Origin of the sequence: Myroides sp. DW712 (assembly GCF_046557355.1) — a bacterium.
In the GTDB taxonomy this organism is placed as follows: domain Bacteria; phylum Bacteroidota; class Bacteroidia; order Flavobacteriales; family Flavobacteriaceae; genus Flavobacterium.
The window spans coordinates 1-15,266 of record NZ_JBKFDO010000024.1; the positions used below are offsets into that span (position 1 = coordinate 1).

At 37.6% G+C, this 15,266-nt stretch carries 11 protein-coding genes; 1 reads left to right on the forward strand and 10 read right to left on the reverse strand.

All coding sequences use genetic code 11. The annotated features are described in order from the left end of the window. Window positions 1-132 precede the first annotated feature (132 nt). From ACLJX0_RS14780 to ACLJX0_RS14800, 5 genes are all read right to left on the reverse strand, one after another. Window positions 133-2,028 (reverse strand): DUF349 domain-containing protein, encoded by a 1,896-nt coding sequence (locus ACLJX0_RS14780; protein ID WP_410881527.1) that lies wholly within the window; start codon window positions 2,026-2,028, stop codon window positions 133-135. Between the two features lie 137 nt (window positions 2,029-2,165). Next, the gene (locus ACLJX0_RS14785; RefSeq protein ID WP_410881528.1) at window positions 2,166-2,921 is read right to left on the reverse strand and encodes a shikimate dehydrogenase family protein; all 756 of its coding nucleotides are present in this window, start codon (window positions 2,919-2,921) and stop codon (window positions 2,166-2,168) included. Between the two features lie 53 nt (window positions 2,922-2,974). Beyond that, window positions 2,975-4,372 carry a tetratricopeptide repeat protein gene (locus ACLJX0_RS14790; protein WP_410881529.1) on the reverse strand — a complete coding sequence of 466 codons (1,398 nt, stop codon included), beginning with the start codon at window positions 4,370-4,372 and terminating at the stop codon, window positions 2,975-2,977. 28 nt (window positions 4,373-4,400) lie between these two features. Then, complete coding sequence (locus tag ACLJX0_RS14795) at window positions 4,401-5,594, reverse strand: aspartate aminotransferase family protein (protein ID WP_410881531.1); 1,194 nt, start codon at window positions 5,592-5,594, stop codon at window positions 4,401-4,403. A gap of 2 nt (window positions 5,595-5,596) precedes the next feature. Continuing rightward, a complete protein-coding gene (locus ACLJX0_RS14800) occupies window positions 5,597-7,246 on the reverse strand; it encodes an OstA-like protein (protein ID WP_410881533.1) in 1,650 nt (549 codons plus the stop codon). 748 nt (window positions 7,247-7,994) lie between these two features. Here ACLJX0_RS14800 and ACLJX0_RS14805 point away from each other — a divergent pair. Then, window positions 7,995-9,305, forward strand: coding sequence for a phospholipase effector Tle1 domain-containing protein (locus ACLJX0_RS14805; protein ID WP_410881534.1), 1,311 nt, complete (start codon window positions 7,995-7,997; stop codon window positions 9,303-9,305). 98 nt (window positions 9,306-9,403) lie between these two features. Here ACLJX0_RS14805 and ACLJX0_RS14810 read toward each other — a convergent pair whose 3' ends face one another. The 5 genes from ACLJX0_RS14810 to ACLJX0_RS14830 all read right to left on the reverse strand — a co-directional run bounded on the left by ACLJX0_RS14810 (window position 9,404) and on the right by ACLJX0_RS14830 (window position 15,264). Further along, entirely contained in the window at window positions 9,404-10,675 is a 1,272-nt protein-coding gene (locus tag ACLJX0_RS14810; protein WP_410881536.1) for an adenylosuccinate synthase, read from the reverse strand. Between the two features lie 35 nt (window positions 10,676-10,710). Continuing rightward, window positions 10,711-11,169, reverse strand: a complete 459-nt coding sequence (locus ACLJX0_RS14815) for a Fur family transcriptional regulator (protein ID WP_410881539.1) — start codon at window positions 11,167-11,169, stop codon at window positions 10,711-10,713. Between the two features lie 100 nt (window positions 11,170-11,269). Further along, complete coding sequence (locus ACLJX0_RS14820; RefSeq protein ID WP_410881541.1) at window positions 11,270-13,486, reverse strand: RelA/SpoT family protein; 2,217 nt, start codon at window positions 13,484-13,486, stop codon at window positions 11,270-11,272. A 132-nt stretch (window positions 13,487-13,618) separates the two neighbouring features. After that, complete coding sequence (locus tag ACLJX0_RS14825) at window positions 13,619-14,263, reverse strand: hypothetical protein (protein ID WP_410881543.1); 645 nt, start codon at window positions 14,261-14,263, stop codon at window positions 13,619-13,621. A gap of 197 nt (window positions 14,264-14,460) precedes the next feature. Beyond that, entirely contained in the window at window positions 14,461-15,264 is an 804-nt protein-coding gene (locus tag ACLJX0_RS14830; protein ID WP_410881545.1) for a TrmH family RNA methyltransferase, read from the reverse strand. Window positions 15,265-15,266 lie beyond the last annotated feature (2 nt).

Genomic DNA, 15,266 nt, shown 5'->3' on the forward strand with positions numbered 1-15,266 from the left:
AGACTGATAAACGAAAAATGACAAATTATAAGTCTAAAACTCGTTTTAATTGCAAGAATTTTTAAGCAAAGAGAAAAGTAACGTTTTATAAAATACAAAAGAGGGTGACCTTTTGGGACACCCTCTTTTTATTTATGCATCGAGATTTTTAATTTGTTGTAATTTATCTTGCCAGATTTTCAACTCATCTCTATATTTTTCAATGTTTTTATTCACTTCTTTTACCAAAGGATTATCCTTCGTTGCATTAGAAACATAGGCTAAGTTATTTTCTAACTGTAAGATTCCACTTGCAATTTCTTCAATTTTACGCTGAATGAAGATTGCTTCTTGTTGTAACCTGCGCTTGTCGTTGGATTCCAATAAATCATCTAATTTATTAGAGAACTTCATGGCTTCTGCTTCTCGTTTACTCAAGCTCAGTTTATCGAATAATACATCGAGTATTTTGTTGAACTTTCCTTCGATGAAGCGCTTGTTATGCGGTACATTTCCAAGACTTTTCCAAGTGTTTATCTTTTCTTTAATTGCTTCTAAATCGGTTTTATGCTCGCCAACCAAGGTAAAAGATTTCAACTCTTCTAAGAACTCTTTCTTCTTGTTGTAGTTTTCATTGCCCTCTTGGTTTTCGTTATTGCGAACGGTATGCAGACGATCAAAGTAGAAATTACACGCATCTTTGAAGTCTTTCCAAAGCTGATCAGAATACTTTCTTGGTACGTGACCAATCTTCTTCCAATCCTCTTGGATTTGCTTCATAATGGGCGTTACCTTATCATAATCCTCACTGTCTTTGTACTTCAAGGCCTTTTCAATTAAAGCCAATTTATCGTTGTAGTTCTTTTGCTGAACTTTCTTTAAATCTTTATAGAACTTATTCTTATTGGCATTAAAATTACGCGTAGCCAACTTGAATAGGCTCCATACTTCTTCGTTATTCTCTTGAGGTACTTTACCAATAGAAAAGAAGTGATTGCGGAGATCTTCTACTTTTTTAATCTCTTTTTGCCATTGGCTGTGTGAGGTGATCTCTTGTCTCGATAATAAGTCAATCTGACTAATTACCTGAACTTTTAATCCTAAGTTTTCTTTTTCTCCTTCACGCAAGTTTTCGAATAATAGTTCGCGTTTATCGTGTAGTTGCTTGGTTAAATCACTAAACTTTTCCCAGATTTCCTCTCGAATCTCACGGTCTACAGGACCAATTTCCTCTCTCCAAATGCGGTGTAGCGTTTGAAGTTCTCGGAACGCCTTGATGACATCATCTTCGTGAAGTAACTCTTCAGCACGGGTAATTATCTTTTGTTTTTGATCTAAATTGTATTTAAAATCTAAATCTCTTGATTCCCTATCTAGATGTAGTTGATCGTAAAAACGCTCAATGTGGAAGTGATAATTATTCCAAACATGGTTGTATTTATCCTTGGGAATAGCTCCTGCATTTTTCCACTCCTCTCTTAGATCACTTAATAACTTAAGCGCATCGGATTTATTTTCACTTACATCCACTAAATCCTTAATGCGATCAATGATTTGAAGACGCTTGTTTAAATTCGCCGTGAGGTTATTTTGCAAATCCTTGTAATACGCATTTTTCTTGGCTTTGAAGTCATTGTAAAATGCGTCAAAAGTTGCCTTAATCGGAAGGGTAAAATCAAAATCACTCGCTTGTGCATCGGGATCTTCCTCCAAAAAAGCTTCTTTCTTTTCTTCTAGCAAGTCATGATATTGTCTGTAGAATTCTTTTTTAATGTCTTCGACTAAATCTTTGATGTTGGTCACTTTGTAGCTTTGTGTGAGCTTTTGCAACTCAGTTGTGAGTTGGTCCATATCCAGCTTTTCATAATCAAGGATTGTGATGTCATTTTTTTCATGTACATCATTGTCTTCGCCTTCTTCGGCATTTGATGCAGTAATGGAATCTAGAGCTTTCTCTCTTTCAGCAATATGTGCAGAATTTGGCGTATTTGATTCCGGATTTTGTCCATCTGCTAGCTCGTGCAGGTTTTCATTCTTTTGTTCTAACATAGGTATAAAAATCTTATAATTAACAACAATAATCCTTGTTTAGGATAGTTCTATTATTCTCAAATTTAGTAAAAATAATCTAAAGTAAAAGGAAATAATAGGATTAATACGGAAGAAAATATCTCATTTTGCCCCAATTAATCTTGTTGAAAACGTTTAGACCATATCTTATAGGCCTTCTCAGCCTGAAGGACGAGCATTTCGTGACCATTTTTAATCGTCGCGCCTTGCTCTTCTGCTAGACGCAAAAAAGCAGTCTTTTCTGGATTATAGATTAAATCATAGACCAAATGCTGGGCGGTAATCAAGTGATAGGGAATAGTGGGCTTTTCTTCTACTTGAGGAAATGTGCCTAACGGGGTGGTATTGATAATCACCGTGTATTGCGCTAGGATGGCTTCCGTTAGTTCGGCATAGGTCAATGCGTTGTCCTGTTTCGTACGACTGACAAATCGATAGGCAATGTCTAATTTGCTCAAGGAATACTCAATGGCCTTACTTGCTCCACCCGTTCCTAAGATCAACGCCTGGGTATGTTGTTTTTTGAGTAGGGGCTTTAGCGAATGATAAAACCCATACCAATCCGTATTATACCCTTTGAGCTTGTTCTTTTTGGTAAGGCGAATCGTATTGACTGCACCAATGGCTGCTGCTTTTTTCGATAAGCTGTCTAAATAGGGGATAATAGCCTGTTTGTAGGGAATGGTGACATTTAACCCCTTGAGGTTGTCAAAACGCTCTAAAATGTCGCTAAATTCACTTATTTTTTCTAGATCAAAATTGCTATAAAGACTATCAGTAAGCCGAAGTTGTTTGAATTTCTCCGTAAAGTACTGTTGAGAAAAGGAGTAGGAAATGTTTTTTCCAATTAATCCATAGTGTTTCTTTATCATAGCATTGGTATTAAAAGGAAACAGCTATTCATAGGGAATGAATAGCTTGTTTCTTATGAAGTGTAATTTTTAATGGCTTGTTGTAGGATTGGATGCTCCCACTGAGCTGGGAACAGTTGTTCAATGATAGATACTTTGTCAAAATCAATAGCAAACCCCTTCGCTAACCAAACTAAAGCTTCGTCCTCTCGATGGGAAGCGAAGTGATAGACCGCTAAGCGATAGTAGAGTTCTACGGCATGTGGATGGGTTTCTTCGATTTGAATTAACTTGTCAATCGCACTGTCATATTCTTCCATAAGATATAAAACATCGGCCCAATCCATCCAGTAATCTAGGATGTATTCTCCTAACTCCGTAGCTTTTTGATACCCAACCTCAGCCTCTTTAAATTGCAGTAAATTGCGATTTAATACGGCATAGCGAATCCAGTAACGCTCGTTCAATTCATCAATGTTAATCGCTTTTTGAAGGGTAACTAACGCTTTGTCGAATTGGTTTTCTTTGATATAAATATCCGTTAAGGCAATCCATCCTTTGTCTAGCATCGGATCTTCGTGTACGGTTTTCTTGTAGTATTGAATCGCTAATGGAAAGTTGTTTAGGGCTTCATAGCAACTACCAATGCGCAACAAAACATAGGAAGAAGGGGCATCTAATTCTAGGGTAATCATATAATTATCGATAGCCTCTTGGTATTGCTGCAATTTCTCTAGTGATTTTCCCTTTTCGAGGTAAGCACCTAAGAATTGCTCGTCAATTAAGGTCGCATAGTTAAAGGCCCAAACAGCCTTCTCATAGTTCTTTTGGGTGTAATACTGCCTCCCCAATTGATGCCAAGCAATTTCACTATACGGATTCTTATCAATGAAAGAATTCAAATAAGTAATAGCCGCTTCGCTTTCATTTAAGAAATCAAAACAATAGATGATGTTGTATAAGGTTGATTGATCCTCATCATCGTTTTCTAAACAGAGAATAAAACTCTGTTTTGCCTTTTCAATTTCGTCAATAAATAAGTATTCCATCCCCAAAAGAGAATAGATATCTGCTAGGTCTTCCGTAATGGTCAATGCTTTTTCTAGGGCTTTAATCGCCTCAAGATGGTTTCCCTTTTTTGAGTAGATACTCGCTCTATGAATGTAAACCTCGTCATTGTGTGGTTCTACTTGTTCTATCTCATCAAGCAGTCGATCGGCTGCTTCTAACTTATTTTGAAAAATTAATATTTCTACTTCAACCAGCTTTAAACCCATGGAAGTAGGGTGTTGGTCCAAGGCTAATTTTAATGCTTTCTTAGCCAGGTTTATTTTACCTGAATCCAGGTAATGAAGAATGATATTCTCAAACTCTTCGGAATCAAAAAACAAAACCTTATTCGTTTTGAGCATTGACTCAAAACGAGCAAGTGATAAATTGTTCTCTTCTTCTTCGTTTTTATTGAAATCCATTGCTTTTTATTAGTGCGTGAATGTAAATTTATAGGCCTAATTCTTTTTGAACTTCATCTAAAGCTGCTATAATCATGGCACAACCCGCTTCAATTTCTGCCTCGCTAACTGTTAGCGGAGGGGTGATACGGATGGCTTTTCCCTCAAATAGAAGCCAGAACAAAATTAGTCCTTTTTCTTGACATTTTAAGATAACACGGTTAGTAATCTCACTGCTCAAGGTCATCGGAGCAATCATTAAGCCTCTTCCTCTGATTTCAGTAATTAAGGGATGAACAAGTAAACGTCGGAATAGTTTTTCTTTTTCCAGTACTTGCTCCATGATATCTGTTTCAACCAGCTCTTTAAGGGTGGCTAAACTTGCTGCTGCAATTACGGGATGTCCTCCAAAAGTGGTAATATGACCGAATTTTGGATTGTCATACAGTAAGTTCATGTGAGTATCACTAGCGGTGAAAGCTCCGCAAGGCATACCGCCTGCCATTCCTTTTCCCATGACAATCACATCGGGTACAACATCGTAGTTTTGGAAGCCAAATAGCGTTCCTGTACGGCCAAATCCGGGTTGAATTTCATCGACAATCATCAGAGCGCCTACTTCGTCACAGCGCTTTCTCACTTTGGTTAAGAAACCATCAAAGGGTTCAACAAATCCCGCTCCTCCTTGGATGGTTTCCAGGATAATTCCCGCGGTGCGTGTCGTGATTTTCGCTAAATCTTCTACACTGTTAAAGTGAATAAAATCTACATCGGGTAACAAAGGACGAAAAGCTCGTTTGCGATCCTCAAATCCCATTACACTCATGGAGCCCATGGTATTTCCATGATAGGCATTGAAGCATGAAATGAGTTGACTTCTTCCCGTTACACGTTTGGCTAGTTTTAAGGCTCCTTCTGTTGCTTCTGTTCCTGAATTAACCAAGTAGGTTTTATTCAATGGAGCAGGTATGTTTTCGGCTAAAATCTTACAAAATTCTACTGCAGGATCTTGGATGTATTCGCCATATACCATAACGTGAGAATATTTGTCCAATTGTGCCTTAATAGCGCCATTTACCTTGGGATGTTGATGACCCAAGGTACAAGCAGAAACACCTGCTACAAAATCCAAATAAGCTTTGCCACTTTTGTCGTATATATAAGATCCTTTGGCATGGGAAATCTCCATCGCTAACGGATTGGGTGAGGTCTGTGCTTGGTATTTAAAAAAATCTTCTTTCATTTTTATTTGCTCAGTTTTAACACTGGTTTTGCTTGAGGCTCTTCTACGGGGTTCAGCGTTTCTTTCTGAATCTCTAGTGGAGTTTCTGCCTCTTTTTGTTTTTGTTCTCGTTCTTCTTTTTTATCTGCTTCGTCTTGAAGCTCTTCTTCGCTGAAAATTTCTGCAAGGGAATTAATCTTTTCCTCGCCCCGCCAAAGGAAATCTTTGAGGTAACGCGCGTTTTCAGGAAGCATATCGTCAGGGTAGAGCTCACTTTCAGGTGCCACAAAGAGTGTAACAGTGCTAATCTCATTGTCGCTAAAGGCTACATTGATATGACTACAAATCCCTTTGTCAATACCGATAAATTCATTTTTCTCATTGTAGGCATAGTAAATCATCTCTGCATTTTTGACTAAATCAAGCTCATTGAGCTTGTTATCGACAAATTTTCCGTAGAGATTAACACCTTTTACTTGATTGTAACCCGTGCCGATAGTGTCTTTTTCAATAATAAAGGCATTGTTGAGTACTTTAAGGGAATCCATTTGGTTCGTCTGTAGATTGCTCAAGAGATGCATCACGTCACCTGTAACTTGGCTATCACCATTCCATAAAACAGGACGTCCGATCATTTGGGTTAATCCCAAGCGTTCACTAGAATGGATGGAGTCGGCCTTGCCACTCATGCTATCTCGAAAGATACGCGCATCGTGATAACCACGGATGATACGATCTTTTTCAGGACCCGTTAATACAATGCGTTTGGCGTGAAAATATACTGAATCTCCTTCTTCAGTTAACATGCTCACCAAGGCTTTCTTGGTAACAAACATCGAGTCTTGTAATTTGTAAAGCTCTGCGTAGTGACCCGTTATTTTCGACTTGTTGATGGTATCGGTAATGCGTACGTGATTGGTCGCAGAAGCAAATTCAATACCTTTATTGTAGTAAATGGAGTCTCCTTCAATTTTCCGCTGATCATACCAGATATAAGAGTTCTTGACCATTTTTCCCAAATCCTGCCTCACATCGTAATAACCATTCTCGGTGTAAATATAGTCGTCTTTGTTGGTAATGGTTGATGGACCAAATACATAAGCATGCTCTGGAACTTCATAAAAATCCAAGTGATTAGATTTTACAATGGTTCCTTGGGTTGTAGTAATGGTAACCGCCGTGAAAAACTGGAATTTCTTTTCAGTCATCAGGTATTTACCCGATTTACTCTTCAGAATATTTCCTTTATTGACAATGGTTCCCGGTGTATTGTAGTAGATTAAATTCTCATTGCGGTTAAAGCGCAACGTATCGGTTTCTAAGGTAGAATCAGGTGAACGTACAATAACGTTACCCTCTGCATAAGCAAAACCGTTAATCGCATTGTATTCCGCATACTTGCTGTCTAGAAATAAGGTGTCGCCTTGATTCATTTTTACATCACCCAGTAGTTTAATGTAGTTCTCTTTTTCAAAGTAATACGCCTTGTTGCAATTGATAATAATTCCGTTGTGCTCAGCCGTGATATTTCCCCTCAACAACGTGGCATCAGGCAACTCGGCTTGGTTGCGATCGGATAAATCCGCGTGGTGGATGATAATCTTGTTTTTATCTTGACTAAAACTAGGAATGCTAAGTAATGTAAATAGGATAAAGAAATATAATGTTCTCAAGTCTATATTTTTTTTCAAATTTAAACAAAATATGCGAAGTTCGATTTGACTTAAGAATAAATTATGGGAAATGGATGAGGGTGTGGTGAAGGTTTGGTTTGATTGGATGAGATTTGGCAGAAGTCCCTCTCCATTCTTGACCCTCAAAAAGCAAAATGGTGATGTGTGATGGGTGGTGAGATTTGTTTAAACATTGCTTAAACATTGCTTTTGCAAGATAAATGCTTTTTGTATCTGATGGTTTAACAAAGAGCAAAAAACCAAAAAAGTGGTATAGAATTTGTAATGTTCTTCATCAGTATACTAATGGAGATTTAATCTAAAAAGACTGATTTCAAATGCCTTATGTCGTTTTCAATGTAAAAGAACGATACAAGGCGTTGAGAATATCAGTAAGGACTGAATGCTATAGGCATCATGGAGTTTGCCTCCAAGACCCCAGAACATCGATCTTGCTGTTTTGGGAAATATCAATCATTTTTTTTAACGGATGAATCCCTCTATTTAACAGCTGGATAAGAATAGGATAGGATAGGAGTAGGACATGTACATAGACTGCAGCTATTGTATTGGATTTACCTTGCTTGCCATTTTTGCCTAGCTGAAAGCTTAAGAGAGCTTCAAATCACACACCATAGGGTAAGCTCAATTGGGAAAGTACAAGGTGCTTCACTTCGGTGAAATACTCAGACTTTGGTATACCTAGTAGGGAATACCTGGTGTAAACTGAAACTATATTTTAATTATTATGAAAAACAAACAAACAAAACAAACCCGTATGCCTGCTGTATTTTTTGATGGAACGGGAAATAACCAAACAAATTCACTTAATAATCCAGCTAAATATGGAAATGTTACCAGTATTAGCAAGCTGTTAGATGCTTGTGTTGTGCCAGATCGAGTATATATTGAGGGAGTAGGAACACGCAATAATATGGATGACTCTATGTGGGCGAAAGCTACGGGAGAGAATCCAATCGGTTATCAGGGGTATTCCTATTTAGATAAGCTAAAGAAAGCAACTGATTTTTTGGATGCTTACCGCACTCAGTATCCCGATGATGATATTCAGTTGGCAATTTACGGATTTAGTAGAGGGGCAACATTGGCCCGTGATTTCGCAAAAAAAGCTCTCGCTTTCCCCAATGTAACCATAAAAATTCTCGGTATTTATGACACCGTAGTGTCGTTGCTTCTTCAATCTCCAAAGATTCACTTTACGACGCAGGAAATGGAAAAAATTGATCAAATTCTTCATTTGACTGCCATCAATGAGGCGAGAGGCTATTTCCCTTTAACTAGTATTCTTGTTAAGAATGGCAGTTCTGAATTGGTGACCATCCAAAATAATTTGGATGGAAACAAAGTGAAAGAAATCTTTGTTCCAGGTGCGCATGCTGATGTTGGTGGAGGATATACTGCTGGTGCTGAAATGCTTTATTTGAATGGTCCCATGAAAAGTCCAGATAGTCTATTGACAGAGTGGGAGATTATCAAAAATACGGTAATCGATCATTTTGAAAATGATGCTCAAAACTCTATTTGGAAGTCGCTTGTTGGGAGTAATGTCACGATAGAAGGGACTAGTACGTCTGCAAATCTGTTGAGTAAACGCAACCAAGTAGCTATTGATATGTCTCAAGTGTATTTTGAAGTAATGGCTTCTTATTCTAATGCATTTTCCAATTTTACTATTTTCGATTTTGTGCCGAGTGCACTTTCTACAACTTTAGCAAAATTGAAAAGTGATATACTTCAGTATATTCAGTCGGGTATACCAGACAAAGGACCCAATTATGACTATGCTAATTTGGTCTATTCCACACATATTTCATCTAATTATGGAAAGATATCTAATCAAGAAGATCCGAATCAAATACTAAATACCTTTGATTATGAAGCCCTAAAGGAGGAAATTGAACGTGTAAAAAAGGAACATCCGAATGAAAATTTCGAATCCTTTAATTTAGATGTACTTGCCACTGGTTTTGGCATCGACATACTCCATGTGAATGCGCCTAATAATAAAGAATGGCATCGCAAGGTTATTTATGGATAATTAACGAAATAAAACAGAAGGTAGACGATGCGTTGCCTATAGCTTACGCAAGTTGAACTAAAAAAAGAAAACCACTTCGATGAGAAGTGGTTTTTGATTTATTTTACGATTGTTTGTGTACGATCAGGGCCTACGGAAACAACTTTTACAGGAACTTCAAGATAATCTTCAATGAATTGAATGTAATCTTTTAGTTCAACAGGTAATTGATCATAGGAAGTCATTCCTGTTAAGTCTGCTTTCCAACCTTTGATTTCTTCGTAGATTGGCTCGACATTTTCAGGTTCGATATTATACGGAAGGTAATTGATTGTCTCTCCTTTGTAGCTGTATTTTGTACAGACTTTTAAGGTATCGAAACCAGATAATACGTCCGCTTTCATCATATAAAGTTCTGTTACGCCGTTTACTTCAACCGCGTATTTTAACGCAACTAGATCCAACCATCCGCATCGTCTAGCACGACCCGTTACCGATCCGAATTCTCTACCTACGCTTGCCATAGTGGCACCAACTTCATCGTGTAATTCTGTAGGGAAAGGTCCGCTACCAACACGTGTGGTATATGCTTTAAAAATACCGAATACTTCTTTAACGCGGTTAGGAGCAATACCTAAACCTGTACAAGCACCTGCGGCTGTAGTATTAGAAGAAGTAACAAATGGATAAGTACCGAAATCAATATCTAGTAAAGATCCTTGTGCTCCCTCAGCTAGAATTGTTTTACCTTCTTTTAAAGAGCGGTTTAAATATTCTTCACTGTCGATGAAGGTTAATTTTTGTAATTCTTTTACGGCTTGGAAAAACTCTGTTTCCATTTCAGCTAAATTATATTGCATGTCCACATCGTGGAATTGAATCATTGATTCGTGTTTATCAGCTAAAGCGCGATATCTTTGTTCGAAATCCTCTAATTCAATGTCTCCTACACGAAGACCATTTCTCCCTGTTTTATCCATGTATGTTGGACCAATTCCCTTTAATGTGGAACCGATTTTCGCCTTTCCTTTTGCAGTTTCAGACGCTGCATCAAGTAGGCGGTGGGTAGGAAGAATTAAATGTGCTTTTCTAGAAATAAGTAGGCGATTCACAAAATCAATATTGAATTGTGCTAAACCTTCGATTTCTTTTACGAATACAACAGGGTCAATTACGACACCATTTCCAATGATGTTGATTGCATTTTTATGGAATATTCCTGAAGGGATTGTTCGAAGAACGTGTTTAATTCCGTCAAATTCTAATGTGTGTCCTGCATTTGGACCACCTTGAAAGCGTGCAATAATGTCGTATTTTGAAGTAAGGACATCCACGATTTTTCCCTTACCTTCATCACCCCACTGCAAGCCAAGTAGTAAATCTACTGCCATTCTATTGTGTAGTTAAAGTTTTAAATTAGTTGTGTTTAGGATTCAGATTCTTCTTCATTCGCTTTTCTATTTCCATAGAAATACAAGGAGTGATTGTGAATCTCAATGTTAAAAATATCTTCTATTGTTTTTTTAATGGTCTGAATACGAGGATCGCAAAACTCAATCACTTCTCCAGTATCTGTCAAAATGATGTGGTCGTGTTGCTTGTCAAAATAAGATTTCTCATAATGCGCTTGGTTCTGGCCAAATTGATGTCTTCGAACTAAACCACACTCTAATAAAATTTCAATAGTATTATACAGCGTAGCTCTACTAACGCGATAGTTTTTATTCTTCATTTTGATATACAATGACTCGATATCGAAATGCTCTTCACTATCGTAAATTTCTTGTAAAATAGCGTATCGTTCAGGTGTTTTTCGATGCCCTCTTTCTTCTAAAAATTTAGTGAATACGTTTTTTACTATTTCTTGATTATTTTCGCTTCCCATAACTAAATACTAAAATGCAAATATAGATGTATTTTCTCTAGTGAGAAAATTAATTCATTGATTATGTTTTATAAATTGGAGGTACAACAATTGATTGAGTTTAATTGGTATTTACTCGAGTCACTTTATCAACCCCTTCAATTTTCTTAATATTAGCGATCATTTTTTTCAAAATATCGTTATTTGGAACAATCACGGTAATGGATCCTTTAAATAAACCTGCATTTTCACTTAAAGCGATACTGCGAATGTTAACCGCTTTACTCTCCATAATAATTTTGGTTATTTCTGTAGTTAAACCGGCAGAATCCAATCCTGTAATAGTAATGGTTGCTTCAAAATTAAAGGAAGTAGAAGAGGCAATCCAATGCGCTTGCATAATGCGGTAGGCATAATTGGAACGCATACTGATGGCATTAGGACAGTCTGTTTTGTGTACTTTAATTCCTTCGTTAATGGTCACAAATCCAAAAACATCATCGCCGGGAATTGGGTTACAGCAGGTGGCTAATTTGTAATCCAACTTCTCCTTATCTTTTCCGAAAACAAGTAAATCTAGTGCTTTTTTGTCTTCTGTTTCTTGAATGACAGGAGTAGAAGGGGCACGTTTGATGCTTTTCTTGAAAAAATTGAATAGTGTATTGTTTCGCTTGGATGCATAATCTTTTAATTGAGTGTTGTCAATTAAACCTGCACCAACTCGATAAAACAAATCTTGACTTGTTTTGAGTTTGAAATGGTTGACCATCTCATTGACTGTTGTTTCGTCCAGATTTATTTTTAAATGTTTGAGCTTACGTTGCAATTGCTCTTTTCCTTCATCGGCAATCTTCTTGGTATTTTCGTTCAGTGAACTCTTAATTTTATTTCGGGCTCTACTGGTTGTCACATAATCTAACCAATTGACATTGGGTTTTTTATTTTCCGAAGTAATAATTTCTACCTGATCTCCGCTCGATAAGATGTGATTTAAAGGAACAAGACGGCCATTGACACGAGTTCCCCTTGTTTTTAAACCAATTTCAGAGTGAATAGAAAAGGCGAAGTCCAAGGCTGTCGCTCCTTTAGGTAGGGATTTAATCTCTCCTTTCGGTGTAAAGACATAAATCTCTTTAGCATAGAGGCTTAGTTTAAAATCTTCGACAAAATCAACCGCATTGGTTTCTGCGTTTTCCAAGGCCTCTTTGAGCTGGTTCAACCACAGGTCTAAGCTGTTCTCTTCGGTAACCCCTTGTTTGTACTTGTAATGCGCAGCATACCCTTGCTCGGCAATTTCATCCATGCGTTCGCTGCGGATTTGAATCTCTACCCAACGTCCTTTCGGACCCATTACTGTAATGTGTAAAGCTTCGTATCCTGTAGATTTTGGAGAAGAAATCCAATCCCTCAACCGACTTGGACTTGGACGAAAGTGATCCGTTACAATGGAGTAAATCTTCCAGGCAATAAATTTCTCTTCGTGTGGGGTAGATTTGTAAATAATGCGAAGGGCAAATTTGTCGTACACTTCGTCAAAGGTCACATTTTGCGCCTTCATTTTACGTCGAATCGAATAGATTGATTTAGGGCGGCCTTTCATGGAGTACTGGATGTGCTCTTCATCTAACGATTGTTTTAAAATGTCGGAAACCGATTTGATGTAAGCTTCTTGCTCTTCTTTGGTTTCTTTCATTTTTAGAACAATGTCCTTGTACACTTCCGGTTCTGTGTATTTTAGTCCCAGGTCTTCCAATTTCGTTTTGATGTTGAATAACCCTAAACGATGGGCAAGAGGAGCATAGATATACAGCGTTTCGGACGCAATTTTGGCCTGCTTATAATCCACCATGCTTTCCATGGTTTGCATGTTGTGTAGGCGATCGGCAATCTTAATAAGGATTACGCGAACGTCGTCATTGAGCGTCAACAACATTTTGCGGTAGTTTTCCGCTTGCATGGAAATATGAGAATCGGGTTCCAATAACGCCATTTTGGTTAATCCCTCAACAATCTTGGCAATTTTGGGGTTAAACCATTCCTCAATTTGCTCAACGGTTATATCTGTATCCTCTACTACGTCGTGCATTAAGGCTGCTGCGATGGAAGTTGCGCCTAATCCAATTTCAGAAGCGACTATTTTTGCAACGGCAATCGGGTGGAAGATATAAGCTTCTCCTGATTTTCTGCGTTGATCTTTATGTGCATCAACGGCAACGTCAAATGCCTTTCTAATTAACTTTTTATCGGCATCGGATAATGTTTGGTAACTGATTTTCAGTAACTCCTTATATTCTTTTGCTATTGCCTTATTTTCTAATTCAATTTCTGCTTCTGTCATACTACTATTACTCAATAAAGATATATTAAATGTAAGAAAAAAAGCCTGTATATGCAAGTAGGGATGTATCGCAATACACCCCTACTGTTGTTTTTTTTCTGTACCTTTTAAAAAGGCATTTTTTTCTCTGATTTAGAAGACAAAGAAGACTCCGCCGTTAATTTGAACGTTGCTTCCAGGTCCACCACTTAGGTTCTTTTTACCTAAAACTTCGAGGTTTAATCCAAAGCGGTTGATGAATAAATCGCGGTTATATTGTCCAATGTTAAATAATCCAGTGTCAGATAACCAAATATTTAAACCACCACCAAAGTTAAACATTGCTTTGTCGTCTTTGTTAAAGCGAGTATATCCCAGTCCTGTTTCAATATAAGGATCTACAATCGGGATGTTAAACAATCCACCGAAGCTGTAAATCATCGTAGCATCCACAGCAAAAACGTTAAATTTATCATGCGCTACTTTACCGTTTACTACATCATCCATTTTTACTTCACTAGATAAAACACCTAGTTTAAAACTAACGTTTTTTCCGGCGTAGTATTCCAAGGATATTTTTGGTAAAGAGGCCGCTTTTAGCTCGTCAAAATTTGTGGGATCATCCCAATCAAAGTTGTTGTTTAGCATACTCATTTGAACATTTACCTTCCAAGGGTAGTTGTAGTGTAGACGCTCTTCGTAATTGTATTTTGGCTTGAATTGAGCCAGGGCTGCTTGAGTAAAAGAAAGAAGTATAGTAAGGGTGAATAGGGTAAAGAATCTGTTGCTTCTTTTCATAGCGCTTGGTCTGTTTAAGTTTTTTGTTAAGGAAAAATTAATAAAAATCAAATATAAATAAAATATATACGCGGTAGCGCGAGATTAACATTTTAATTATTCAACTAAAACGGGGGTGAAGCCGTCTTATTGTTGAGAATATTAAGTTTTTTTTATAGCCTAATGCTACTGAAAGCTTTAGTTTTTTTTTGCGTAGGTTAATTCTCGTTAAAATTGCGTTGTCTTTTTGCTTCAAAGAGTAAGATTGCAGCAGCGACAGACACATTCATGGAATCAATTGTCCCACTCATCGGAATAATAATATTCTGGGTACTGCTTTCGCGCCAAGCTTGTGTTAATCCAGTTGCTTCTGTACCAACGACAAAAGCTGTAGGACTGGTGTAGTCTTGGGTGTGATAGCTACAAGAATTTTGCAAGGTAGCCGCATAGGTGTGAATCTGGTTGGCTTTTAAAAAGGCGATGGCTTCTTCTGTGGTGGCTACTGCAATTTGGTTGGTGAATAAACAACCGACGCTGGAGCGAATAATATTGGGGTTGTATAAATCAGTTCGCGGATTAGCAAGGATGACCGCATCAATATGAGCAGCATCTGCTGTTCGTAACATCGCGCCAATATTTCCTGGTTTTTCTGTAGCTTCTGCAACGAGGATAATTGGATTATCGGGTAATTGCAGTTGATCTAAGGTATGGTCTTTTGTTTGGGCTAAGGCTAATACGCCTTCTGTAGAATCGCGATAGGCTAACTTTTGATAGACGTATCTGTTGATTTCAATGCAATGGGTTTGAGACCCAATAAAGGGAGCCAGTTGCTCAAAAGAGATGATGTCTGAACAGAACAATAGGGTTTGTAAGGTATATCCTCCTGCTTGAGCGAGCGCTAACTCACGGACCCCCTCAATAATAAATAACCCTTCTTTTTTTCGATTTCTCGCTTTATCTTGTAATTGAAGTATCGATTTTATCAAGGGGTTTTGGATACTTTCTATTTTTTTTATACTCATAG